Origin of the sequence: Sulfitobacter aestuarii (assembly GCF_042685005.1) — a bacterium.
Taxonomy (GTDB): domain Bacteria; phylum Pseudomonadota; class Alphaproteobacteria; order Rhodobacterales; family Rhodobacteraceae; genus Sulfitobacter; species Sulfitobacter aestuarii.
The window spans coordinates 383,627-405,696 of the sequence record NZ_JBHUMP010000001.1 but is presented as its reverse complement, the minus strand read 5'-3'; the positions used below and the strand labels follow the sequence as shown (position 1 = coordinate 405,696).

The window sequence follows — 22,070 nt, the reverse complement described above, 5'->3', positions numbered from 1 at the left end:
CCATGACCCAGGCCTTCGACAGTTTCGTGATTTTCGCAGAGATGCGCACGGGCTCGAATTTTCTCGAAACCAACCTCAACGCCTTCGCGGGGATTACCTGCCACGGCGAGGCATTCAATCCGCATTTCATCGGCTATCCCGACAACAAGCCGATCCTCGGTATCGACCAGAAACGCCGCGATGCGAAACCGGGCGACCTTTTGGACGCGATCCGTGGGGACCGCGCCACGCTGGGGGGATTTCGCTATTTCCACGATCATGACCCCCGTATCTTCGACGACATCATCGCGGACCGACGCTGCGCCAAGATCATTCTGACCCGCAACCCAGTCGAAAGCTACGTCAGCTGGAAGATCGCACAGGCCACAGGGCAATGGAAATTGACCAATGTGAAATCACGCAAGGCCGCGTTGGCACGGTTCGATCCCGATGAGTTCGGCGCCCATTTGACCGCATTGCAGGATTTCCAGATCAAGCTGCTGAATCGGCTGCAGACGAGCGGGCAGACTGCCTTTTATATCGCTTACGAGGATTTGCAGAACCTCGATGTGATGAACGGGCTGGCGGCCTTTCTAGGCATTGATGAACGTTTGGACGCATTGGATCGCGAGCTCAAGAAACAGAATCCGAGCCCGGTTACCGCCAAGGTCAGCAATCCCTATGATATGGTTGAGGCGCTGGCCCGGCTTGACCGGTTCGATCTGACCCGGACGCCGAACTTCGAGCCGCGGCGCGGTCCGGTGGTGCCTTCCTACGTGGCCGCGGCGCAAAGCCCGCTGCTCTATCTGCCGCTGCGTGGAGGACCGGAAGCGCAGGTCGTGGACTGGCTGGCGCGGCTCGACGGGGTTGCCCAGACGGCCCTGCACCGCAAAATGAACCAGAAGGAACTGCGGCGTTGGAAACGGCAGCGCCCGGGTCACCGCAGCTTCACCGTGTTGCGCCATCCACTGGCCCGGGCACATCATGCCTTTTGCCGTCATATTCTGGGGACCGGCCCGGAAAGCTACCTGCAATTGCGCCAGACGCTGATCCGCCAACATGGGCTGCCGCTGCCGGAGAACGGACCGGACGCGACTTATGACATCGCGGCGCATCGTGCCGCTTTCGTCACCTTCCTGACCTTTCTCAAGGCCAATCTATCCGGGCAGACCGCCATCCGCGTCGATGCTGCCTGGTGCAGTCAAAGTGCGGCAGTACAGGGCTTCGGCGAGCTGCTGTTGCCGGATCGGATCATCCGTGAAGAGGAGCTGGGACAGCAGCTGCATGAGCTTGCACGATCTGTCGGGCATGGGGCCGCGCCGTCGATTGACGTGGCCAAGGCAAGCGAACCGTTCACGCTTGACGATATCTATGACGAGGAGATCGAAAGCCTGGGGCAGGCGGCCTATCAGCGCGACTACCTGATGTTCGGATTCGGCCCCTGGCGCTGAGCGACGGCGTGCGTCAGGCGGCCTTGTTGGATTTATCCGAGGTAAGGATCGTATAGAGCGTCGCCGGATCCGGGTTGGCGCGCAATTTCGAGCAGATGGCAGGATCCCGCAAGGTCCGCGCCACCAATGCCAGCGCCTTCAGATGTTCGACACCGGCATCCTCCGGCGCAAACAGAGCGAAGGCGATGTCCACAGGTTGCCGATCGACGGAATTGAAGTCGATCGGCTTGTCGAGCAGCACGAAAGCCCCGAGCACCACGTCGAGACCTTCGAGTCGGGCATGGGGCAGGGCAACGCCGTGACCCACCCCGGTCGGCCCCAGGGACTCACGCGTGATCAACGCATCGACAACCTCGGCAGCATGAAGCCCATGCGCCTGAGCCATCAATTCGCCGATGTCATGCATCAGCCGCTTCTTGCTGGAGGCCGAGGTCAATACCTTCACGGCCTCCGGTTTCAGGAGATCTGCAAAATCCATGCCACTTGCTCTGTTCCGATGGCGGAAGTCATCCGCCGTATCCAGTTGATTATGGATCGATCCAGCCGATATTGCCGTCTTCGCGACGATAAACGACGTTCAACCCATCCTTGCCTTCCTTGCGAAACAACAGCACGGGTGCGCCTGCCAATTCCATCTGCATGACGGCCTCGCCCACAGACAAGGTTGCAATCTTGGTCTGCATCTCGGCGACAATCATGGGTTGGAGGCTGTCAGGTTCCTGCGCGTCAGCGTTGCTATCAGAGGCGAGGATATAGGATGAGGCGCCGGAAAGTTCAACCGGTTCGCTCCGCTCCTTGTAATGGTCCTTCAACCGGCGCTTATAGCGTCGCAACTGCTTGTCGAGCTTCTCCCTGCAGGCCTCGAAGGCACCGTAGATTTCCGTCGCGGAGCCTTTGGCGGAGGCGGTGAGGCCGGTGGAGAGATGGACCGTCGATTCGCAGGCGAACAAATGTGCCGACTTCGAGAACACCACCTGCGCATCGGTTGGCCGCTGGGCGTATTTCTCGACAATTTCGCCGAGCTCGTTCGTCACATGGGTTCGCAATGCTTCTCCGATGTCGATCTGTTTGCCACTGATCTGGTACCGCATGATCTCTCCTCGTGTTTGGCTTTCCTGCTCGCGAGATGGGCGCCGCTAGAGCGCTTCGCAGCAGAACGATGGGCAGCTGGTTCGCTCTTGTTTCCCTTTCCGGACTGACGTCGATACCCGCATGGTATCAAACAGGAACATTCTCCTGCCCAAGGACAATGAGGCCCAAATACCGACAAAGAGTCAATGGCGTCAGACCGGTCGGCAGGGCGATGGAAGAGCTTGGTTCACGAGATACGAAAATTGTCCCCCAGATAGACCCGGCGGACGTTTTCATTCTCTACCACTTCCTCGGGACTCCCGGACATCAGCACCCGTCCTTCATGCAGGATATAGGCACGATCGACGATTTCCAGCGTCTCGCGCACGTTGTGATCGGTGATCAGGACGCCGATGCCCCGGTTCTTCAGATCAGCGACAAGCTGGCGGATATCTCCGACGGAGATCGGATCGACGCCGGCGAAAGGCTCGTCGAGCAGCAGATACTTCGGGTTCGCCGCCAGGCAACGGGCGATCTCCACCCGGCGCCGCTCCCCGCCCGACAGGGCCAAAGCCGAGGCACGGCGCAGATGCTCGATGGAGAATTCCGACAGCAATTCCTCCAGCCGCTCGCGGCGCTGATGGCGGTGGGGCGTGGAAATGTCGAGAATTGCGCTGATATTGTCCTGCACATTGAGGCCGCGAAAGATACTCATCTCCTGCGGCAGATAGCCGATACCCAGCTGCGCACGACGATACATCGGCAGCATGGTCACGTCCTTGCCGTCGACCGTGACATTGCCGCCTTCCGGCGTTACGAGGCCGGCAATCGCATAGAACGTCGTGGTTTTGCCCGACCCGTTGGGGCCGAGCAGGGCGACCACCTCGCCACGGTCGAGCTGCATCGAGAAATCGCGGATCACCGCCTTCTTGCGATAGGATTTGCGCAAATGCGCGATGCGCAATCCCGGCGTTCCCTCGGCTACCTCCAACGTAGGCCGCGCCATCAATCGTTGCCGCCAGGCTGCAATATGGTTCTTACCCGGCCGGACATCTCGGCGGTACCATCGCTCAGATGCACGCGCATCCGTTCAGCACTGAGCGCATTACCGCCCTGGGTCAGCAGCACGTCGCCGATCATCACGATAGTGCCGTCATCGATGTCGTATTCCGCCCGCTGCGATTCCGCGGCATCCTCCCCCGACACCAATATCACACCGCCGGAAGCCTCCAGCCGCGCGATCCCCTTGTTCTTTTCGCGATAGACCACTTCGACCACGGCGGCCGAAAGCCGCATGTCGCCCTGACCGATCTCGACATTGCCGCTGAAAGTGGCGACGCCCGTTCCCTGATCCACGGCAAGATTATCCGCCGTGACCTCGACCGGGAGGCTGGTGTCCTGACGGATCGTACCGAAGGCGACACTGGCGCCCTGTGCAAACAGCGGATGCGTCAGCCCAATCAGCGACAGAACCGCAAGAACCAGCATGGCCCGGGTCCGGGCAAACAGCAGAAATCGCAAATATCTCACGGCAGGTCACTCTTCCATTTTCGAGGGTTCGTATACCAGTTTCACGCCGTCTTTGAAAATCAATTGCACGGCGCCGCCCTTCTGCGGCGCGGTCAACGACATGCTTCCCGCGGTGATTGTGCCAGCAGGCCCAATACCCTCGACTGGCCCCGGCGACTGGACATTGAGCGCGGTGAGTTCGGAGATCAGTCGGTCCGTGCTGATCCGGTATCCGGTAGAGCTCGTGAATATCACGTCGCCGCTAAGCTCCGCCTCATCGCGCGACAGGGCGACATTGGCTTCGCGCGCCTGCAAGGTGATCGCCGTACCCTGCGACAGGTCGAGCTCCGCATGGACACGCTGCGCGCGGTTCGCCCCGGTCTCGCCGCTCGGAGTGATCAGCTTTTCTGCCGAGAAGGCGATCTGGTCGCCATCCGCGGTGACACCGGAAAAGAACGGGCCAGTAATCTGCTGGTCGCGCAGGCGCTCTTGGATTTCCTTTTCGGCGAAGGGGATGACATCGCCGGGTTCGATCGCCCTCGACAGGAGGAACAGGGTCGAGAGCAATGCCAACGCGATCAGGGGGAAGAGCACCTTGAGCCAGGAAACCATCCGGGAATAGCGATCCGCCTGCATGCTGACTCAATTCCATTGCAGCGCCAGAGACGCATATGTGAATCGGACTGCGCCGCTATCAGACAAGGTGCTCATGCGTGTGCGAAAATATCCGTGTCGGGCCAGCCTTCGAGGTCAAGCTGTGCGCGCGTCGGAAGAAAATCAAAACACGCTTGCGCGAGCTCCATCCGGCCCTCGCGCATGAGGCGCTTGTTCAGCTCCTCGCGCAGCCGGTGCAGGTAGAGCACGTCCGAAGCGGCGTAATCGAGCTGAGCATCGGTCAAGGAGGCTGCGCCCCAATCGCTCGATTGCTGCTGTTTGGAGATATCGATGGACAGCATTTCCTGCAGCAGTTTGGCCAATCCATGCCGGTCGGTATAGGTCCGGATCAGCCGACTGGCGATCTTGGTGCAATAGACCGGTGCGGCCCGCGCGCCGAATGTCTTCAGCATCGCTGCAATGTCGAAACGGCCGAAGTGGAACAACTTCAACATTTCAGGGTCTTCCAGCAGAGCACAGAGATTCGGCGCCTCGGTCTGACCTCGTGCCACCTGCACCAGATGTGCATTCCCGTCCCCGCCGGATAATTGCACGACACAGAGCCTGTCTCTATGCGGGTTCAGACCCATGGTTTCGCAGTCGATCGCGACAACCGGTCCCAGATCCAGCCCATCGGGCAGATCGTTCTGGTAAAGATAATTTGTCATGCGCATCCTATATCGCGATGCCGACCTCTGGGAAAGCACCGGTTGCCGTCAGGCGCAGATGTTTGACCGGTTCGGTTTCGGATTTGGTAACGTGCCACGGATTCGGTGTCGGACCGCAAGTTCTGCGGTGTGGCTCGGGGCGGATATAACGTGGCCGAAAGTGTTGTCGAGGAACGCAGCGATAGCGGCTGCTCTTTGGCTTCTAAAGCCGCAAACGTTACATCACATCACAAGTGCGTCGATAATCGCTCGAGGGTCCAGCCCCGTTGTCTCGATGCCAAGCTTGATGCTGCATCGGGTTTGCAGGTCCCCGCTCCCTGCGAAACGCGCTCAAACGCCGATAAACCGCATGATCAATGCCCCTGCTCGCTCCCCAGAACCGAGAATTCGTAAAGAGCCTTGAGTGTGTTGCCGCCAATCCCTTGCAGCAATTCGGAAGGATCGCTGGTGTTGGTCAGGAGCGCGCTGGTCAGGCCGATTTCCTGCTGTTCCCGGGAGCTGCGTACCACTTCCTTGATGTCCGACACCGCACGCTGCACAGCGCGACAGACACCGGATAGCTTTGAAATCCGCTGCATGTTGTCGGCGTTGAATATCTCGTCATTTGCGGCGGTTTCGAAAATAGTGATCAGATTCTGCAGCTGCAGATCAGCGATGGAGCTGAAATACTGGATGTCATCAAAAGCCAGCGTCTTCACCGCGTCCTGAGAGGATTTGATGATCTGAAACGCGGTGCCCACAATTCTCTCGCGGCCGTCCGGCAGTTTCACATATTGCAGGGATGTATCCCATTCCATGACCTGATGAGCCATGGTCAGCTTTTCCTTGTAGCGCACGTCGCATCGATTGTCGGCGCAGAGCGCATATTTCCGGTTCACCTCTTCGGCTTCGTCCGGAGGCAGGAGATCCCGAAGATCAGCCCCGGTACCATCAATTCGCATGAAGCCCGAGGCCCGTTCCAGCGCCCGGTTGATACAGGTCAGGCGGAACCGCTCGCCTTGAGACCGTCGATCGGCCGCGAACATGGGTACAGAAAAGTTGTCGAACAAATCTGCAAGCTCTTCGGGCGAAGATGTATCAAACATAAGGACTCCTTCTTTCCACCGATCATGCGGGCGATGCGTGAAGAAATCATTTCCGCGTGAGGGCAAATTCTCGGTAATCTGCAGAGATGTCACGCTGACCGGTTATGGGTCCGAAGGCAGGGTCTGGGGCATAGTGTGCGACAGAAATAGAGAAATGCACCCCATAAACGCAAAAAGCCCAGCATTGCTGGGCCTTTTCGCTTGATATTGGTGCCCAGGAGAGGACTCGAACCTCCACACCGTTGCCAGTACTAGCACCTGAAGCTAGCGCGTCTACCATTCCGCCACCTGGGCAGGTGTCGTGAGCGCTGCATTAAGGGGGGCGTCGGCCGGTGTCAATCGGGTTTCCCGAAAAAACGCGCCTCGCGCGCGGAATTCTTCGCATCGTCGCGCAGAGCCTTTCCCCCCGCCCGGAATGCCCGGGGCGGGGCGATTTGCGCCTTGTTCGGAGCGGGGCGGGCAGGTACATCCCTTCCGAGTAATCGCGCGCGCAGGAGGTATTCATGTCCAAGCTGGTCACCATTTACGGCGGGTCGGGTTTCGTCGGGCGCTATGTCGCGCGGCGGTTGGCACTGGCCGGCTGGCGGGTGCGGGTAGCGGTGCGACGGCCCAACGAAGCGCTTTTCGTGCGAACCTATGGCGTCGTCGGGCAGGTGGAACCGATCGCATGTAATATACGCGACGACGTGTCGGTACGGGCAGCGATGGCAGGGGCCGATGCGGTAGTCAATTGCGTGGGCATTCTGGCGGAGCGCGGCAAGAACCGTTTCGACGCAGTGCAATCCGAAGGCGCGGAGCGGGTCGCGCGGCACGCTGCCGATCTCGGCATCGCGCGGCTGGTGCAGATTTCCGCAATCGGTGCGGATATGGATGCAGAAAGCGATTACGCCCGCAGCAAGGGCGAAGGCGAAGCGGCAGTGCTCAAACATGTGCCGGACGCGGTGATCCTGCGTCCGTCGATCATTTTCGGTCCCGAGGACGAGTTCTTCAACCGGTTCGGAGCGATGACGCGGTTCGGTCCGGCGCTGCCGGTAGTCGGGGCCAATACCCGTTTTCAGCCGGTTTTCGTCGATGATATCGCCCATGCGGCGGAGCTGGCCGTGACCGGGGCGGCAGCGCCCGGTATCTATGAGCTTGGCGGGCCGGAGCAGGTCACGTTCCGCGGGCTGATGCGGCGGATGCTGAAGGTGATCCAGCGGCGTCGCATGGTGCTGAATATCCCGATGCCGCTGGCGAAAGTCATGGCTTTCGGGTTCGACCTTCTTCAGACGCTGACACTCGGCCTTTTCCATAACACCATGTTGACCCGCGACCAGGTGCGCAACCTGCACCGCGACAATGTGGTGGCGCCCGGTGCCAAGGGGTTTGACGAATTGGGAATCGAGCCGACGCCGATGGCGACGGTGCTGCCGGAATATCTCTGGCGTTTCCGTCCGTCCGGCCAATATGAGGCGATCAAGGATTCCGCGCGGAACCTGCGGCACAATTGATGGAACATTCGACGACGCTGGTTGCGGCCATTCTGGGGCTCCTGGAAGGGCTGACCGAATTCATCCCGGTTTCCTCTACCGGACATATCCTGCTTGCCGGTCATTTTCTCGGCTTTGACAGTGCCGGCAAGACCTTCGAGGTGGTGATCCAGCTCGGTGCTGTGCTGGCGATCCTGACGCTCTACCTCGGGCAGCTGGTCTCCGTCTTTCGCAACGCGCCGCATGATCCGGCGGCGCGGCGGTTCATCCTGTCGGTGCTGATCGCCTTCCTGCCCGCCGTCGTGATCGGCGTGCTGGCGCATGGCTTCATCAAGGACGTGCTGTTCGAGACGCCGATGCTGATCGCGTCCATGTTGATTCTCGGAGGGGTAGCGCTGGTCTTAGTGGACCGGATCGCGCCGCCGACGACCCAGCCGGACGCGATGAGCTTCCCGCTGCCGATGGCGCTGAAGATTGGGTTCATCCAGTGTCTGGCAATGATCCCCGGCGTATCGCGTTCGGGGGCAACGATCGTCGGTGCGCTGATGCTGGGGGCGAGCAAGCGGGCGGCGGCTGAGTTCTCCTTCTTCCTGTCGATGCCGACGATGGCCGGGGCCTTTGCCTATGATCTCTATAAAAACCGCGATGTCCTTGACGGATCGGCTTTGGGGGAGATCGCGGTCGGTTTCATCATGGCGTTCATTGCGGCGGTGATCGTGGTGAAGTGGTTGCTCGGCTATGTAAGCAAGCATGGTTACGCGCTGTTCGGCTGGTGGCGAATCGCTGTCGGAGGAGTGGCTTTGGTGGTACTTGGAATGGGAATTTGACTGAAAGGTCCAGATCGGCCCTAATAATTGCAAGAAATCTGACTGCATTTGGGTGCCCTACGAGGATTTCTTGTGAATAGGTCAGCGTTGCTGCCTTTATTTTTCTTTACGGTTAGATTATCCGGAGGCCTCGGGAGAAATATGAAGGGGCCGGATCATGGCAGAACAGCCGATGCTGAAATTCGTGAGCGTGGAACGGGGCATGCCCGAGAAGCGGCTTCCTGATCTACGCCGCACCGACTTCAAAGAGATTTATGCCGAGTACGCCGATGCCAAGGCCAAGGAGCAGTCCAGCCGCTGCAGCCAATGTGGCGTGCCCTATTGCCAGACCCATTGTCCGCTTCACAACAACATCCCTGACTGGCTGCGCCTGACCGCCGAAGGGCGGTTGCAGGAAGCCTATGAAATCAGCCAAGCCACCAATACGTTCCCGGAGATCTGCGGTCGAATCTGCCCGCAGGACCGCCTTTGTGAAGGCAATTGCGTGATCGAGCAATCGGGCCATGGCACCGTGACCATCGGCTCGGTCGAGAAATACATCACCGATACCGCTTGGGAACAGGGCTGGGTGCAGCCAATCAAGCCGCGTCAGGAACGCAGCGAGAGTGTCGGGATCATCGGTGCCGGGCCGGGCGGGCTGGCGGCGGCCGATGTGCTGCGCCGCGCCGGTGTGCAGGTCACGATTTATGACCGCTATGACCGGGCCGGCGGGCTGCTGACCTACGGCATCCCCGGTTTCAAGCTGGAAAAAGACGTCGTCATGCGCCGCAATGACCAGCTCGCGGAGGGTGGGGTCAATTTCGAGCTCAATTGCGATGTCGATGCGGATATCTTCCAGACCATCCGCGCCGAGCATGACGCGGTGATTATCGCCACCGGGGTCTACAAGACCCGCGAGATCCAGGCGCCCGGCGTCGGGGGCCTTGGGGTCGAGCGGGCGATTGATTTTCTCACCGCCAGCAACCGCAAGAGCTTTGGCGATGCGGTGCCGGAATTTGACAGCGGCCGCTTCAACGCCAAGGGCAAGCGCGTGGTAGTGATCGGCGGTGGCGATACCGCGATGGATTGCGTGCGTACCAGCATCCGGCAGGGCGCGGAGAGCGTCAAATGCCTGTATCGCCGGGACCGGGCCAACATGCCGGGCAGTCAGCGCGAAGTGGCCAATGCCGAGGAAGAAGGCGTGGTTTTCGAATGGCTCAGCGCCCCGAAGGGGATCGTTGGCGATCCGGTCACCGGGGTGATGGTGCAGAAAATGCGGCTCGGCGCGCCGGATGTCACCGGGCGTCAGGCGCCAGAGGTGATCGAGGGGGCCGATTATGTCGAGGATGCCGATCTGGTGATCATGGCGCTCGGTTTCGAGGCCGAAGACCTGCCGACGCTCTGGGATACGCCGGAACTTCCAGTGAACCGCTGGGGCACGATCAAGGCCGATTATATCACCGGGGCTACGGAGATGGACGGCATTTATGCGGTGGGTGACATCGTGCGCGGTGCCAGCCTCGTGGTCTGGGCGATCAAGGACGGGCGCGATTGTGCCGCCGCGATTCTGGAAAAATTCGGCGCTGGATCGCAGGTGTTGGCGGCTGAGTGAGCCGCAGTATCGTTTGGTAAGACGTCGGTAATGCGTCGGTATTCCTGCCGACGGCCGGCAGAGGACCGGGCAACGGGGCTGACCTGTCTCCAAGAGGGTGAAACGGGAGGATGAACAATGTCTGAATCTGCTGAACATCACGGCCGCTGTCTCTGCGGTGCGGTGCGGGTCACCGTCACCGGGGCGCTGGGCAATATCTCGGCCTGCCATTGTGACATGTGCAAACGTTGGAGCGGGTCGATCTTCATGGGGATCGAGGTGGATCGGGGCCGGGTCAAGATCAGCGGTCCGGTGAAGACCTATCAATCCTCGCCCTTCGCCGCGCGCGGCTGGTGCGAGCTCTGCGGCTCGGCGCTGTGGTTCGGTGATACCGAGGGACGCCATGGCGATGTGCTGGAGCTGGCGCCCGGGCTCTTCGACAATGCGGGCGGCGCGCGACTGACCCGCGAAGTCTATGCCGACAGATGCCCCGAGGGCTATGCGCTAGCCGGGGATCACCAGCGGGTGAGCCGGGCGGAATACGAAGCCGAGAACAAATTCGTGGAGGATGCGGGATGAGCGAGACGAGAAACGGAAAATGCCTCTGCGGCGCGGTCAAGGTCGAGATCAACCTGCGTGAGGACAATGCCGAACTGCACGCCTGCCATTGCGGCATGTGCCGCAGTTGGAGCGGCTCGGCGCTGATCGGGATGGCGGTGAAACCCGATGACATCAGAATCGAAGGACCGGTCAGAAGCCGTGCCTCTTCGGATTGGGCGGCGCGCGACTGGTGCGACACCTGCGGTTCGACCCTGTGGTATCGTCTGACCGTGCCGGGGCATGAGTTTTACCATGTCTCCGCGGGGCTGTTCGACAACGCCGCGGATCTGCCGCTGACCAAGGAGATTTTTATCGATCGCAAGCCTTCGGGCTATGCCTTTGCGGGCGATCACGAACTAAAGACACAGGCCGAGATGGAAGCGATCTTTGCCTCCTTCGGCAAGGAGACCGGACAATGATAAAATACGATGATGCATGGATCGCCCGCGAGGAAGCCAAGCGCGCCTACATGGCCGAAAACGGTCTCTATTCACCGGAAGAAGAACATTCGTCCTGCGGCGTTGGCCTTGTCGTTAATATCGACGGCAGCAAGTCGCGCGATGTGGTGCTGAACGGGATCAAGGCGCTCAAGGCGATCTGGCACCGTGGCGCGGTGGATGCCGATGGCAAGACCGGCGACGGGGCCGGTATCCATGTGCAGATTCCGGTGAATTTCTTCTGGGATCAGGTCAAGCGCACTGGTCACACGCCGCGTGAGGAAGAGCTGTTTGCGGTCGGTCAGGTGTTTCTGCCGCGCACCAATTTCGCAGCACAGGAGACCTGCCGGACTATCGTCGAGACCGAAGTGCTGCGCATGGGCTACTATATCTACGGCTGGCGCCACGTCCCGGTGGATATTTCGGTGCTGGGCGAGAAGGCCAACGCGACACGGCCCGAGATCGAGCAGATCCTGATCTCCAACGCCAAGGGTGTTGATGAGGACACTTTCGAGCGCGAGCTCTACGTGATCCGCCGCCGTATCGAGAAGGCCGCCGTGGCAGCACAGGTACCGCATCTTTATATCGCGTCGCTGTCCTGCCGTTCGATCATCTATAAGGGCATGATGCTGGCCGAACAGGTGGCGGATTTCTATCCTGACCTGCAGGACGAGCGCTTCAGCAGTGCCTTCGCGATTTATCACCAGCGTTATTCGACTAACACCTTCCCGCAATGGTGGCTGGCGCAGCCGTTCCGGATGCTGGCGCATAACGGCGAGATCAACACGCTGAAGGGCAATTTGAACTGGATGCGCAGCCACGAGATCCGCATGGCCTCGGGGGCTTTCGGTGACATGGCCGAGGATATCAAGCCGATCGTCGCGGCGGGGTCTTCGGACAGTGCCGCGCTTGATGCGGTGTTTGAAGTGCTGGTGCGCGCCGGGCGCAACGCGCCAATGGCCAAGACGATGCTGGTGCCGGAAAGCTGGTCGAAGCAGGCGGTGGAACTTCCGCAGGCCTGGCGCGACATGTATTCCTATTGCAACTCGGTGATCGAACCCTGGGATGGTCCCGCCGCGCTGGCGATGACCGACGGGCGCTGGGTCTGTGCCGGGCTTGACCGCAACGGGCTGCGTCCGATGCGCTATGTGGTGACCGGGGACGGCATGCTGATCGCCGGGTCCGAGGCCGGGATGGTGCCGCTCGATGAGGCCAATGTGCTGCGCAAGGGCGCGCTGGGGCCGGGGCAGCTGATCTCGGTCGATATGGCCACCGGGCGGCTTTATGACGACGAGGAAATCAAGAACGAGATGGCGGCAAGCCAACCGTTTGGCGAATGGGTCGGCAAGATCACCGAGCTTGATGCGCCGTTGGCCGAGGTCACCGAAGCGCCGGTCTTCGAGGGGGGCGAGCTGCGCCGCCGTCAGGTCGCGGCCGGCTACACGATTGAGGAGCTGGAGCAGATCCTTGCGCCGATGGCCGAGGATGGAAAGGAAGCGCTGGCCTCGATGGGGGATGACACGCCGTCGGCGGTGTTGTCGAACCAATATCGGCCGCTGAGCCATTTCTTCCGGCAAAACTTTTCTCAGGTCACCAACCCGCCGATCGACTCCTTGCGCGAATTTCGGGTGATGTCACTGAAGACGCGGTTCGGCAACCTCAAGAACGTGCTGGATCAGGACAGCAGCCAGACCGAGATCCTGGTGCTCGACAGCCCCTTCGTGGGCAATGCGCAATTTGATGCGATGGTCGGGCATTTCAAAGCCGCTCTCGTGACCATCGATTGTACCTTCGAGCCGGGCACTGGCAGCCTGAACTCCGGGCTGGCGCGGATCCGCGCCGAGGCCGAGGATGCGGTGCGTTCCGGTGCGGGGCATCTGGTGCTGACCGATCAGGGCAGCGGCGAAGCTCGGGTGGCGATGCCGATGATCCTGGCGACCAGCGCGGTGCACAGCCATCTGGTGCGCAAGGGGTTGCGGACGTTTACCTCACTCAACGTGCGCTCGGCGGAATGTATCGACGCGCATTATTTCGCGGTGCTGATCGGTTGCGGCGCGACGGTGGTGAACGCCTATCTCGCCGAGGATTCGCTGGCCGACCGGATCAACCGCAGCCTGCTCGACATGAGCCTCACCGAGGCGGTGGCGCGATACCGTGACGCGATCGACGCCGGATTGCTGAAGATCATGGCGAAGATGGGGATCAGCGTGATCTCCTCCTATCGCGGCGGGCTGAATTTCGAGGCGGTCGGGCTGAGCCGCGCGATGGTGGCGGAGTTCTTCCCCGGCATGACCAGCCGGATCAGCGGTATCGGTGTTTCCGGTATCCAGCGCAAGGCCGAGGAGGTGCATTCCCGCGGCTGGCGCGGCGACGGTGTGGTGATGCCGATTGGCGGCTTCTACAAGGCGCGCAAGTCGGGCGAGACCCATGCCTGGGAAGCCAATTCGATGCACATGCTGCAAATGGCCTGCAACAGAGCCTCATATGAGTTGTGGAAGCAATATTCCGCGAAGATGCAGAGCAATCCGCCGATCCATCTGCGTGACCTGCTCGACATCAAGCCTTTGGGCAAGCCGGTGCCTCTGGAAGAGGTGGAGAGCATCACAGCGATCCGCAAGCGGTTCGTGACCCCGGGCATGTCGCTGGGGGCGCTGAGCCCCGAGGCGCACAAGACGCTGAACGTGGCGATGAACCGGATCGGGGCAAAATCCGACTCCGGCGAAGGCGGCGAGGATCCGGCACATTTCGTGCCGGAGAGCAATGGCGACAACCCGTCTGCGAAGATCAAGCAGGTGGCGTCCGGGCGGTTTGGTGTCACGGCGGAATATCTCAACCAATGCGAAGAGCTGGAAATCAAGGTTGCGCAGGGCGCCAAGCCCGGCGAGGGCGGGCAGCTGCCCGGCATGAAGGTGACCAAGCTGATCGCGCGGCTGCGTCATTCGACGCCGGGCGTGACGCTGATCAGCCCGCCGCCGCATCACGACATCTATTCGATCGAAGATCTGGCGCAGCTGATCTATGATCTCAAGCAGATCAATCCGCGCTGCAAGGTGACGGTCAAACTGGTGGCCTCTTCCGGTGTCGGCACGATCGCGGCCGGCGTGGCCAAGGCCAAGGCGGATGTGATCCTGATCTCGGGTCATAACGGTGGCACCGGCGCTTCGCCTGCGACCTCGATCAAATATGCGGGTCTGCCCTGGGAAATGGGGCTGACCGAAGCGCATCAGGTCTTGTCGATGAACAACCTGCGCGGCCGGGTGACCCTGCGCACCGACGGTGGGCTGCGCACCGGGCGGGACATTGTCATGGCTGCGATGATGGGGGCCGAGGAATATGGCATCGGCACCGCCGCGCTGATCGCCATGGGCTGCATCATGGTGCGCCAGTGCCAGAGCAATACCTGCCCGGTCGGCGTCTGTACCCAGGACCCGGCATTGCGCGAGAAATTCACCGGCAATGCCGACAAGGTGGTCAATCTGATCGGATTCTATGCCCAGGAGGTGCGCGAGATCCTGGCGCAGATCGGCGCGCGCAGCATCGATGAGGTGATTGGGCGGGCCGACCTGCTGGCACAGGTCAGCCGCGGTTCGGCGCATCTCGATGATCTGGACCTGAACCCGCTGCTGGTGACCGTCGATGGCGCCGATACCATCGTTTATGACCGCGACAAGCCGCGCAATGCGGTGCTCGACACGCTGGATGCGCAGATCGTGCGCGATGCGGCACGCTTTCTTGAGGATGGCGAGAAGATGCAGCTTTCCTATGCGGTGCAGAACACGCATCGTACGGTGGGCACGCGGATCTCGAGCCATATCGTCAAGCGTTTCGGGATGCGCGACAACGGGTTGCAGCCCGATCACCTGACGGTGAAGCTGACCGGGTCGGCAGGCCAGTCGCTGGGCGCCTTCGCGGCGCCGGGGCTGAAGCTGGAAGTGTCGGGCGATGCCAATGATTACGTCGGCAAGGGGCTGTCCGGCGGGACCATCGTGGTGCGTCCGCCGATGGCAAGCAGTATCGTGGCCTGCGACAATACGATCATCGGCAACACGGTACTCTATGGCGCGACGCAGGGGCATCTTTTCGCCGCCGGTCGGGCCGGGGAGCGTTTCGCGGTGCGCAACTCGGGCGCGCATGTCGTGATCGAGGGCTGCGGCTCCAACGGTTGTGAATATATGACCGGCGGCGTGGCCGTGATCCTCGGCGATATCGGTGCCAATTTCGCGGCCGGGATGACCGGCGGCATGGCCTATCTCTATGACCCGGAAGGAAAGGCCGCGGCCTTGCTGAACCGCGAGACGATCGTGACCGGGCCGGTAGAGGTCGACCATTGGGTTGGCGAGCTGAAGCGGCTGGTCGAGCGGCATCTGGCGGAGACCGGCAGCCGCAAGGCGGCGGATATCCTGCAGCATTGGGACATCGAACAGGGTAATTTCCTGCAGATTTGCCCTAAGGAGATGCTTGCGCTGCTGCCTGCGCCGCTGCGCCATGAACCTGCAGCGATGCCTGCGGAATAACGCGGAGCTGGCGCGCCCCGAGAGCGACGGAGCGGGGGTTTCACACCCCCGCGCCCCCGTGAGGTATTGAAGGCCAGAAGAAGGCCGGGCGGTGCTTGTTCACAAATCAAACGTCAGCCCCTATAGCTGGATCATGGCAAGAGCGAGCAGAACGGCGAAAGGCCGTCCAACACCGATATTGCGCCACTGGAAACGGCGGCTGACCCGGCTCGCCCTGCGCGGCGTCGCGTTGGTCCTGGCCCTCGTTCTGGTGCTGATCCTGCTGTTTCGTCTGATCGATCCGCCGAGCAATTTCTACATGTTCTCGGAATCGCGTCGGCTTGGCGGGGTTGCGCAGGAATGGGTGCCGATGTCGCGCATCGCTCCGGTAGTGGCGCGCTCCGCCGTGGCGGCGGAGGATGCCAATTTCTGTCGGCATTGGGGGTTCGACCTCGTGGCGATCCGCAAGGCGATTGCCGAGGGTTCCGCGCGCGGCGCCTCGACGCTGAGCCAGCAGACCGTCAAGAACGTCTATCTCTGGCATGGCCGGTCATGGGTGCGCAAGGCGATGGAAGCGGGGCTGACGCCGCTGCTCGAGGCGCTGTGGAGCAAGCGGCGAATTCTCGAGGTCTATCTCAACGTCGCGGAATTCGATGAGGGGGTCTTCGGGGTCGAGGCGGCGGCGCGGCATTATTTCGGCGTTTCGGCGCAGGATCTGAGCGCGACCCAGGCGGCGCGCCTGGCGGCAATCCTGCCTTCGCCGAAGGACCGTTCGGCGGCCAACCCTTCGAGTTTCGTGCGCCGTCGCAGCGCGCAGATCCGCGACGGCGCAGCGACGATCCGTGCCGATGGTCGCGCGGCCTGTTTCGAGAGTTGAAAAGAGGCGCCAATACGGGCATGGAAGGGGTCTCACCCTCTAGCTCTCGAGAAAACATGATGGCCCGCCTGTTCCACGTTCCCCTGTCACCTTTCTGTCGCAAGGTCCGTCTGAGCCTGGCAGAAAAGAAGATCGAGGTGGAGCTTGTCGAGGAGCGCTACTGGGAGGCAGACCCGGATTTCCTGCGCCGCAATCCGGCGGCCAAGGTGCCGGTGCTGCGGCTTGACGGGATCATGATGGCCGAAAGCGCGGCGATCTGCGAATATCTCGAGGAGACGCGGCCGGAGCCGAGATTGCTGCCGAAGGATCCGGTACAGAGACTGGAAGTGCGGCGGCTGGTGAGCTGGTTCGACGACAAGTTCCATCACGAGGTGACCTCGAAACTGCTTTACGAGCGGGTCAACAAGAAGGTGATGAAACAGGGATATCCGGACAGCAGCAATGTGAAATCCGGGGCCAAGGCGATAAAATATCACCTGGATTACATGTCCTGGCTGCTCGATCATCGCCGCTGGCTCGGCGGGGATGTGATGACCCTGGCTGATTTCGCCGCTGCGGCCCATCTGTCCTCGCTCGATTACATCTCGGATGTTGACTGGAACCGCAGCGAGGTGGTCAAGGATTGGTATGCCAAGATCAAATCCCGGCCGGCCTTCCGCTCGATCCTCGCCGATCAGGTGCCGGGCTTTCCGCCGCCGCTGCATTACAACAACCTCGATTTTTGAGGGCACCGGGCGTTTATTGCCCGGCGAGGGACCCATGAGCGCGACATTGAAAGACCGATTGGTGACGCAGGCACGCGCCGAGGGCTTCGTCGCCTGCCGGATCTGCCGCCCCTGGGATGTGCCGCAGGTGGCGGCAAGGCTCGAGGCCTTTGTCGCCGCCGGCTATCACGGGCAGATGGGCTGGATGGCGGAGCGCATGGGCTGGCGCGGCGACCCGGCGGCGCTCTGGCCCGAGGCGCGTTCGGTGATCATGCTGGCGGAGAGCTATGCTCCAGAGCAGGATCCGAGGGTAATATTGGAGCGGCCCGAGAAAGGGGCGATTTCGGTCTACGCGCAGGGGCGCGACTACCACGACATCGTCAAGAAGCGGCTGAAGCGCCTGGGGCGTTGGCTGATTGCGCAGGAAGACTGCGAAATCAAGGTCTTTGTCGATACCGCACCGGTCCCTGAAAAGGCTTTGGCGCAGGCGGCCGGGCTCGGCTGGCAGGGCAAGCATACGAATCTGCTGAGCCGCGATTTCGGCAATTGGGCCTTTCTGGGCTCTGTTTTCACAACGTTGGACCTGGTTCCGGACCCGGCCGAGGCGGATCATTGCGGCTCCTGTCGAGCCTGTCTCGATATCTGTCCCACGGCGGCATTCGTCGCGCCCTATCAGCTCGATGCCCGGCGCTGTATTTCCTATCTCACGATCGAGCATAAGGGGCCGGTAGATCTGCAGTTGCGTGAAAAGATGGGCAACAGGATTTATGGCTGCGACGATTGCCTGGCCGTCTGTCCGTGGAACAAATTTGCCGTGCCAGCCAGCGATCTGCGCTATCATGGGAAGGAAACCACGGCGAGCGACCTGGCGGATCTGGCCGGGCTCGATGACGCGGCGTTCAGGGCGCGGTTCTCCGGTTCACCGATCAAGCGCATCGGGCGCGACCGGTTTCTGCGCAACGTGCTCTACGCAATCGGCAATTCCGGGTTGGCCGAGTTGCGCGAGGTGGCGCAGCGCAGTGCCGAAGACCCGGATGCGACTGTCGCCGACGCGGCGCGCTGGGCGGTGGCGCGACTGCCGCTGGAATGACGCAAATGGGATGGCAGACGTGTCGATAACCTCTAGACCGGAGGTGTAGAGGCAAGGAGATCGACGTGGCGTTGCTGTTGGGGGTGGATACCGGGGGGACCTATACCGATGCGGTCCTGATCCGTGACGAAATAGAGGTGCTCGCGTCCGCCAAGGCGCTGACCACGCGTCATGATCTGGCGATCGGTGTCGGGAACGCCGTGCGCGCCGTTCTGGAGGAGGCAAAGGTTGCGCCGCGAGAGGTCGCACTCGCCTCGCTTTCCACCACCCTGGCAACCAATGCGCTGGTCGAGGGGCAGGGCGAGCGCGTCGGTCTGATATATATCGGTTTCAGGGAACGCGATCTGGAGATCCATGGGCTTGCGGAAGCGCTCAACGGTGATCCGGTGGTGCTGCTGTCCGGCGGCCACGATCATGCGGGCAACGAGGTGGCAACACTGGATGAACCGCGGCTGATCGCCTTTCTGGAGGCCAACAGGGGCAATGTCAGCGGTTTTGCCGTGGCCAGCCAGTTCGCGACGCGCAATCCGGCACATGAGCTGCGCGCTGCGGCTCTGGTGGCCGAGGTGACCGGTCGACCTGTCTCGGCTTCCCATCACCTGTCGGCGAAGTTGAACGGCCCGAAGCGCGCCCTGACGGCGGTGCTCAATGCCCGGCTGATCGGGATGATCGACCGGCTGATCGGGAGGACCGAAGATATCCTGACCGAACTCGGCATAGAGGCGCCGCTGATGGTGGTGCGCGGTGACGGTGCGCTGATCTCGGCCCTGCAGGCACGAGAGAGGCCAATCGAGACGATCCTCAGCGGTCCGGCGGCCTCGATCGTCGGGGCGCGCTGGCTGACCGGGGCGGATCTGGCCTTGGTCAGCGACATCGGTGGCACCACGACGGATATTGCCCTGCTGCGCGCCGGGCGGCCGAAGATCGATCCGGCGGGCGCGCGCGTTGGCCCCTATCGTACCATGGTGGAGGCCGTGGCGATGCGCACCACCGGGCTCGGCGGCGACAGCGAGGTTCACTTCATCAGCGAAGGCTTGCAGGGCGGCGTCACGCTCGGGCCGAGACGGCTGTTGCCGGTCGCGCTGATCGCCATGGAGGCCCCGGAGGTGGTTCACAGCGCGCTTGACGCGCAATTGCGCGGCAGCACACCGGGTGAGCATGATGGGCGTTTCGTGCGCGCCATACCCGGGCAGGTTGCCGAAGGGGCGGGACCGCGTGAGAAGGCCCTGCTGGACCGGATCGGCGATACGCTTCGCCCGCTTGGCCATGTCCTGCAGAACCGAGTGGAGTTGTCGGCAATGCGACGTTTGGTGGAGCGCGGCCTGGTTCAGATTGCCGGGGTAACGCCGTCGGATGCAAGCCATGTTCTGGGGCGCGTCGGAACCTGGGATGTCGAAGCGGCGCGCAAGGCGTTGCTTCTGTTCGGGCGCAAGCGCACAGGGGCCGGAACGCGGCTTACCGCCGAGGCCGAGAGCACCGCTCATATGATCATCGACCAATTGACCGAACAGACGACCTTGGCCTTGTTAGAGACCGCTTTTGCCGAAGAAGGCGAGATATTCGGTCAGTCGCCGGAGGCGATGGCGCGGCATGTTCTGCTGCGCGCGGCGCTTGCCGGACATCGCGGGTTGCTACGGCTCGACGCAGGGCTGAACCTGCCGGTCGTCGGGCTCGGCGCCTCCGCCAGCAGCTATTATCCGGCAGTTGGGCAGAGGCTGGACAGCGAGATGGTCCTGCCGAAACATGGCGGCGTCGCCAATGCGATCGGTGCGGTGGTCGGTCGGGTGACGATGCGACAGAGCGGTGTCGTGACCTCTCCAAGCGAGGGGAAATATCGGGTGCATCTGGAAACGGGGCCGCAGGATTTTACCGATCAGGAGAGCGCCTTGACCCAACTCGAACAGGAATTGCGCAGTCGGGCGGTGGCGCAGGCACAGGCGGCAGGAGCAGTGGATATTCAGGTCACGCTGGAACGGGATGTGCAGGTCGCCGGGATCGAATCGCGGCAGGTGTTTGTGGAAGCGACGTTGACGGTAGAGGCGGCGGGACGGCCTCGGGTGGCTTTGGGGTAGGGTGAGGGGAGTATTGGGAGACTGGTAGGAGGTCCCCGGATCTAGTCCGGGGATCACGGGGGCTTTGAAATGTCAGCCCCGGACTAGATCCCGGGATCTCGCTCCTCTCGAACCGGCCGGACTACTCCGCCGCGTCGCGCTTGGGCAGGACCCAGTCCGCGCGGGGGAAATGGCAGGTGTAGCCGTTCGGGATACGTTCCAGATAGTCCTGATGTTCGGGCTCGGCCTCCCAGAAATCACCGACCGGCTCAACTTCGGTGACCACCTTGCCGGGCCAGTGGCCGGAGGCTTCGACATCCGCGATAGTGTCCAGCGCCATGGCTTTCTGGGCCTCGCTCTCGTAGTAGATCGCCGAGCGATAGCTCATCCCCCGATCGTTGCCCTGTTGGTTCAGCGTTGTCGGGTCGTGAATCTGGAAGAACAGTTCCAGCAGATCACGATAGCTCAGCTGCTCATCATCAAAGATTACCTCGATTGCCTCTGCATGGGTGCCGTGATTGCGATAGGTCGCATTCTCAACGTCACCGCCGGAATAGCCGACGCGCGTCGAGAGCACGCCCTTCCTCTTGCGGATCAGATCCTGCATGCCCCAGAAACATCCACCTGCCAATACTGCGCGTTGCCTGCTCATGTGACGTCCTCCACCTGGTTGATATAATCGCCATAGCCTTCCGTTTCCATGTCGTCGCGATGGATGAAGCGCAGGGAGGCGGAATTGATGCAGTAGCGCAGCCCGCCGGTCTCGCGCGGGCCATCGGGAAAGACATGCCCGAGATGGCTGTCTCCGTGGCTGCTGCGCACTTCGGTGCGGACCATGCCGAGCGAGTCGTCGCGCAATTCGGTAACATGGGCAGGCTCGATCGGCTTGGTGAAACTGGGCCAGCCGCAACCGGATTCGAACTTGTCCGAAGAGGCAAAGAGCGGCTCGCCCGAGACGATATCGACATAGATCCCCGGTTCGCTGTTATGCAGCAGCTTGCCGGTTCCGGGCCGTTCGGTACCGCTGTTCTGTGTCACGTGATATTCCTCGGGCGTGAGGGCGGCGATGGCGTCTGGGTTCTTTTCGTATCTGGGCATTTCGGCTCTCCTTGGAGTCTTTGGCCTATTAGATGGGGTGTTCCAGCGAGATTCAAAGGGAGTCGGTGGATCGTATCCGGTGCTGAAACGAGAAAGGGCCGCCCGAGGCGACCCTTTATTGGCAGACCTTGCGAAGGTTCAGCCGTTGACGCTGTCCTTCAGCGCCTTGGCGATGGTCATTTTCACCACCTTGTCGGCTTCCTTCTTGAACTGCTCGCCGGTCGCCGGGTTGCGGACCATCCGCTCGGGGCGCTCGCGGCAATAGATCTTGCCAACGCCCGGCAGGGTCACCGCACCGCCGTTCGAGACTTCGCGGGTGATCAGGTCGCAGACCGCTTCGAGCGCCGTGTTGGCTGATTTCTTGTCGGTGCCCATTTCCTCGGCCAGTGCGGCGACGAGCTGGGTTTTTGTCATCGGTTTTGCCATTGTTATCTCCT

General features: G+C 61.7%; 21 protein-coding genes and 1 tRNA gene. 11 read left to right on the top strand and 11 right to left on the bottom strand.

The window, feature by feature from the left end; all coding sequences use genetic code 11:
• Positions 1 to 2 precede the first annotated feature (2 nt).
• Positions 3 to 1,430, top strand: a complete 1,428-nt coding sequence (locus tag ACFSUD_RS02050) for a nodulation protein NodH (protein ID WP_386370974.1) — start codon at positions 3 to 5, stop codon at positions 1,428 to 1,430.
• A 13-nt stretch (positions 1,431 to 1,443) separates the two neighbouring features.
• Here the strand turns inward: ACFSUD_RS02050 and ACFSUD_RS02045 are convergent, their stop codons facing one another.
• From ACFSUD_RS02045 to ACFSUD_RS02010, 8 genes are all read right to left on the bottom strand, one after another.
• Positions 1,444 to 1,908, bottom strand: a complete 465-nt coding sequence (locus tag ACFSUD_RS02045; RefSeq protein WP_386370972.1) for a PTS sugar transporter subunit IIA — start codon at positions 1,906 to 1,908, stop codon at positions 1,444 to 1,446.
• 49 nt (positions 1,909 to 1,957) lie between these two features.
• Entirely contained in the window at positions 1,958 to 2,521 is a 564-nt protein-coding gene (hpf, locus tag ACFSUD_RS02040) for a ribosome hibernation-promoting factor, HPF/YfiA family (protein ID WP_386370970.1), read from the bottom strand.
• 227 nt (positions 2,522 to 2,748) lie between these two features.
• Positions 2,749 to 3,507, bottom strand: a complete 759-nt coding sequence (lptB, locus tag ACFSUD_RS02035; protein WP_386370968.1) for an LPS export ABC transporter ATP-binding protein — start codon at positions 3,505 to 3,507, stop codon at positions 2,749 to 2,751.
• Positions 3,507 to 3,989 carry an LptA/OstA family protein gene (locus ACFSUD_RS02030; protein ID WP_386370966.1) on the bottom strand — a complete coding sequence of 161 codons (483 nt, stop codon included), beginning with the start codon at positions 3,987 to 3,989 and terminating at the stop codon, positions 3,507 to 3,509. The genes lptB and ACFSUD_RS02030 overlap by 1 nt, the downstream gene beginning before the upstream one ends.
• A gap of 48 nt (positions 3,990 to 4,037) precedes the next feature.
• Entirely contained in the window at positions 4,038 to 4,646 is a 609-nt protein-coding gene (gene lptC, locus ACFSUD_RS02025; RefSeq protein ID WP_386370964.1) for an LPS export ABC transporter periplasmic protein LptC, read from the bottom strand.
• Positions 4,647 to 4,717: 71 nt separating this feature from the next.
• Positions 4,718 to 5,332, bottom strand: a complete 615-nt coding sequence (locus tag ACFSUD_RS02020; RefSeq protein ID WP_386370962.1) for a ribonuclease D — start codon at positions 5,330 to 5,332, stop codon at positions 4,718 to 4,720.
• A gap of 353 nt (positions 5,333 to 5,685) precedes the next feature.
• On the bottom strand, positions 5,686 to 6,417 hold the full coding sequence (locus ACFSUD_RS02015; RefSeq protein WP_386370960.1) for a hypothetical protein: 732 nt from the start codon (positions 6,415 to 6,417) through the stop codon (positions 5,686 to 5,688).
• Positions 6,418 to 6,625: 208 nt separating this feature from the next.
• A tRNA-Leu gene (locus tag ACFSUD_RS02010) sits at positions 6,626 to 6,711 on the bottom strand.
• 209 nt (positions 6,712 to 6,920) lie between these two features.
• Between ACFSUD_RS02010 and ACFSUD_RS02005 the strand changes: the two genes are divergently transcribed.
• From ACFSUD_RS02005 to ACFSUD_RS01960, 10 genes are all read left to right on the top strand, one after another.
• Positions 6,921 to 7,907, top strand: coding sequence for a complex I NDUFA9 subunit family protein (locus ACFSUD_RS02005; RefSeq protein ID WP_386370958.1), 987 nt, complete (start codon positions 6,921 to 6,923; stop codon positions 7,905 to 7,907).
• A complete protein-coding gene (locus ACFSUD_RS02000) occupies positions 7,907 to 8,713 on the top strand; it encodes an undecaprenyl-diphosphate phosphatase (RefSeq protein WP_386370956.1) in 807 nt (268 codons plus the stop codon). Before ACFSUD_RS02005 ends, ACFSUD_RS02000 begins: the two co-directional genes overlap by 1 nt.
• Positions 8,714 to 8,870: 157 nt before the next feature.
• A complete protein-coding gene (locus ACFSUD_RS01995; RefSeq protein WP_386370954.1) occupies positions 8,871 to 10,304 on the top strand; it encodes an NAD(P)-dependent oxidoreductase in 1,434 nt (477 codons plus the stop codon).
• Between the two features lie 117 nt (positions 10,305 to 10,421).
• On the top strand, positions 10,422 to 10,862 hold the full coding sequence (locus ACFSUD_RS01990; RefSeq protein WP_386370952.1) for a GFA family protein: 441 nt from the start codon (positions 10,422 to 10,424) through the stop codon (positions 10,860 to 10,862).
• Entirely contained in the window at positions 10,859 to 11,302 is a 444-nt protein-coding gene (locus ACFSUD_RS01985) for a GFA family protein (protein WP_386370950.1), read from the top strand. The genes ACFSUD_RS01990 and ACFSUD_RS01985 overlap by 4 nt, the downstream gene beginning before the upstream one ends.
• Positions 11,299 to 15,834: a glutamate synthase large subunit gene (gene gltB / locus ACFSUD_RS01980; RefSeq protein WP_386370948.1), complete on the top strand. Its 4,536-nt coding sequence runs from the start codon at positions 11,299 to 11,301 to the stop codon at positions 15,832 to 15,834. The genes ACFSUD_RS01985 and gltB overlap by 4 nt, the downstream gene beginning before the upstream one ends.
• Positions 15,835 to 15,967: 133 nt before the next feature.
• Positions 15,968 to 16,690 carry a monofunctional biosynthetic peptidoglycan transglycosylase gene (gene mtgA / locus ACFSUD_RS01975; protein ID WP_386370946.1) on the top strand — a complete coding sequence of 241 codons (723 nt, stop codon included), beginning with the start codon at positions 15,968 to 15,970 and terminating at the stop codon, positions 16,688 to 16,690.
• A gap of 59 nt (positions 16,691 to 16,749) precedes the next feature.
• Complete coding sequence (gene fzlA, locus ACFSUD_RS01970) at positions 16,750 to 17,415, top strand: FtsZ-binding protein FzlA (RefSeq protein ID WP_386370944.1); 666 nt, start codon at positions 16,750 to 16,752, stop codon at positions 17,413 to 17,415.
• Positions 17,416 to 17,449: 34 nt separating this feature from the next.
• Positions 17,450 to 18,484, top strand: a complete 1,035-nt coding sequence (gene queG, locus ACFSUD_RS01965) for a tRNA epoxyqueuosine(34) reductase QueG (protein WP_386370942.1) — start codon at positions 17,450 to 17,452, stop codon at positions 18,482 to 18,484.
• Positions 18,485 to 18,549: 65 nt separating this feature from the next.
• Positions 18,550 to 20,556, top strand: a complete 2,007-nt coding sequence (locus ACFSUD_RS01960; RefSeq protein ID WP_386370940.1) for a hydantoinase/oxoprolinase N-terminal domain-containing protein — start codon at positions 18,550 to 18,552, stop codon at positions 20,554 to 20,556.
• A 121-nt stretch (positions 20,557 to 20,677) separates the two neighbouring features.
• On the opposite strand, the gene msrA is transcribed toward ACFSUD_RS01960, so the two are convergent.
• The 3 genes from msrA to ACFSUD_RS01945 form a co-directional block, all read right to left on the bottom strand.
• The gene (gene msrA, locus ACFSUD_RS01955) at positions 20,678 to 21,187 is read right to left on the bottom strand and encodes a peptide-methionine (S)-S-oxide reductase MsrA (protein ID WP_386370938.1); all 510 of its coding nucleotides are present in this window, start codon (positions 21,185 to 21,187) and stop codon (positions 20,678 to 20,680) included.
• Complete coding sequence (gene msrB, locus ACFSUD_RS01950; RefSeq protein WP_386370936.1) at positions 21,184 to 21,633, bottom strand: peptide-methionine (R)-S-oxide reductase MsrB; 450 nt, start codon at positions 21,631 to 21,633, stop codon at positions 21,184 to 21,186. Before msrB ends, msrA begins: the two co-directional genes overlap by 4 nt.
• Before the next feature lie 138 nt (positions 21,634 to 21,771).
• Complete coding sequence (locus ACFSUD_RS01945) at positions 21,772 to 22,059, bottom strand: HU family DNA-binding protein (protein ID WP_386370934.1); 288 nt, start codon at positions 22,057 to 22,059, stop codon at positions 21,772 to 21,774.
• Between the last annotated feature and the right edge of the window lie 11 nt (positions 22,060 to 22,070).

Excerpts from the sequence above, each read along its gene's own strand:
- ACFSUD_RS02050 (WP_386370974.1), top strand. The coding sequence starts at position 3 with ATGACCCAGGCCTTCGACAGTTTCGTGATTTTCGCAGAGATGCGCACG.
- ACFSUD_RS02045 (WP_386370972.1), bottom strand. The coding sequence starts at position 1,908 with ATGGATTTTGCAGATCTCCTGAAACCGGAGGCCGTGAAGGTATTGACC.
- hpf (WP_386370970.1), bottom strand. The coding sequence starts at position 2,521 with ATGCGGTACCAGATCAGTGGCAAACAGATCGACATCGGAGAAGCATTG.
- lptB (WP_386370968.1), bottom strand. The coding sequence starts at position 3,507 with ATGGCGCGGCCTACGTTGGAGGTAGCCGAGGGAACGCCGGGATTGCGC.
- ACFSUD_RS02030 (WP_386370966.1), bottom strand. The coding sequence starts at position 3,989 with ATGCTGGTTCTTGCGGTTCTGTCGCTGATTGGGCTGACGCATCCGCTG.
- lptC (WP_386370964.1), bottom strand. The coding sequence starts at position 4,646 with ATGCAGGCGGATCGCTATTCCCGGATGGTTTCCTGGCTCAAGGTGCTC.
- ACFSUD_RS02020 (WP_386370962.1), bottom strand. The coding sequence starts at position 5,332 with ATGACAAATTATCTTTACCAGAACGATCTGCCCGATGGGCTGGATCTG.
- ACFSUD_RS02015 (WP_386370960.1), bottom strand. The coding sequence starts at position 6,417 with ATGTTTGATACATCTTCGCCCGAAGAGCTTGCAGATTTGTTCGACAAC.
- ACFSUD_RS02005 (WP_386370958.1), top strand. The coding sequence starts at position 6,921 with ATGTCCAAGCTGGTCACCATTTACGGCGGGTCGGGTTTCGTCGGGCGC.
- ACFSUD_RS02000 (WP_386370956.1), top strand. The coding sequence starts at position 7,907 with ATGGAACATTCGACGACGCTGGTTGCGGCCATTCTGGGGCTCCTGGAA.
- ACFSUD_RS01995 (WP_386370954.1), top strand. The coding sequence starts at position 8,871 with ATGGCAGAACAGCCGATGCTGAAATTCGTGAGCGTGGAACGGGGCATG.
- ACFSUD_RS01990 (WP_386370952.1), top strand. The coding sequence starts at position 10,422 with ATGTCTGAATCTGCTGAACATCACGGCCGCTGTCTCTGCGGTGCGGTG.
- ACFSUD_RS01985 (WP_386370950.1), top strand. The coding sequence starts at position 10,859 with ATGAGCGAGACGAGAAACGGAAAATGCCTCTGCGGCGCGGTCAAGGTC.
- gltB (WP_386370948.1), top strand. The coding sequence starts at position 11,299 with ATGATAAAATACGATGATGCATGGATCGCCCGCGAGGAAGCCAAGCGC.
- mtgA (WP_386370946.1), top strand. The coding sequence starts at position 15,968 with ATGGCAAGAGCGAGCAGAACGGCGAAAGGCCGTCCAACACCGATATTG.
- fzlA (WP_386370944.1), top strand. The coding sequence starts at position 16,750 with ATGGCCCGCCTGTTCCACGTTCCCCTGTCACCTTTCTGTCGCAAGGTC.
- queG (WP_386370942.1), top strand. The coding sequence starts at position 17,450 with ATGAGCGCGACATTGAAAGACCGATTGGTGACGCAGGCACGCGCCGAG.
- msrA (WP_386370938.1), bottom strand. The coding sequence starts at position 21,187 with ATGAGCAGGCAACGCGCAGTATTGGCAGGTGGATGTTTCTGGGGCATG.
- msrB (WP_386370936.1), bottom strand. The coding sequence starts at position 21,633 with ATGCCCAGATACGAAAAGAACCCAGACGCCATCGCCGCCCTCACGCCC.
- ACFSUD_RS01945 (WP_386370934.1), bottom strand. The coding sequence starts at position 22,059 with ATGGCAAAACCGATGACAAAAACCCAGCTCGTCGCCGCACTGGCCGAG.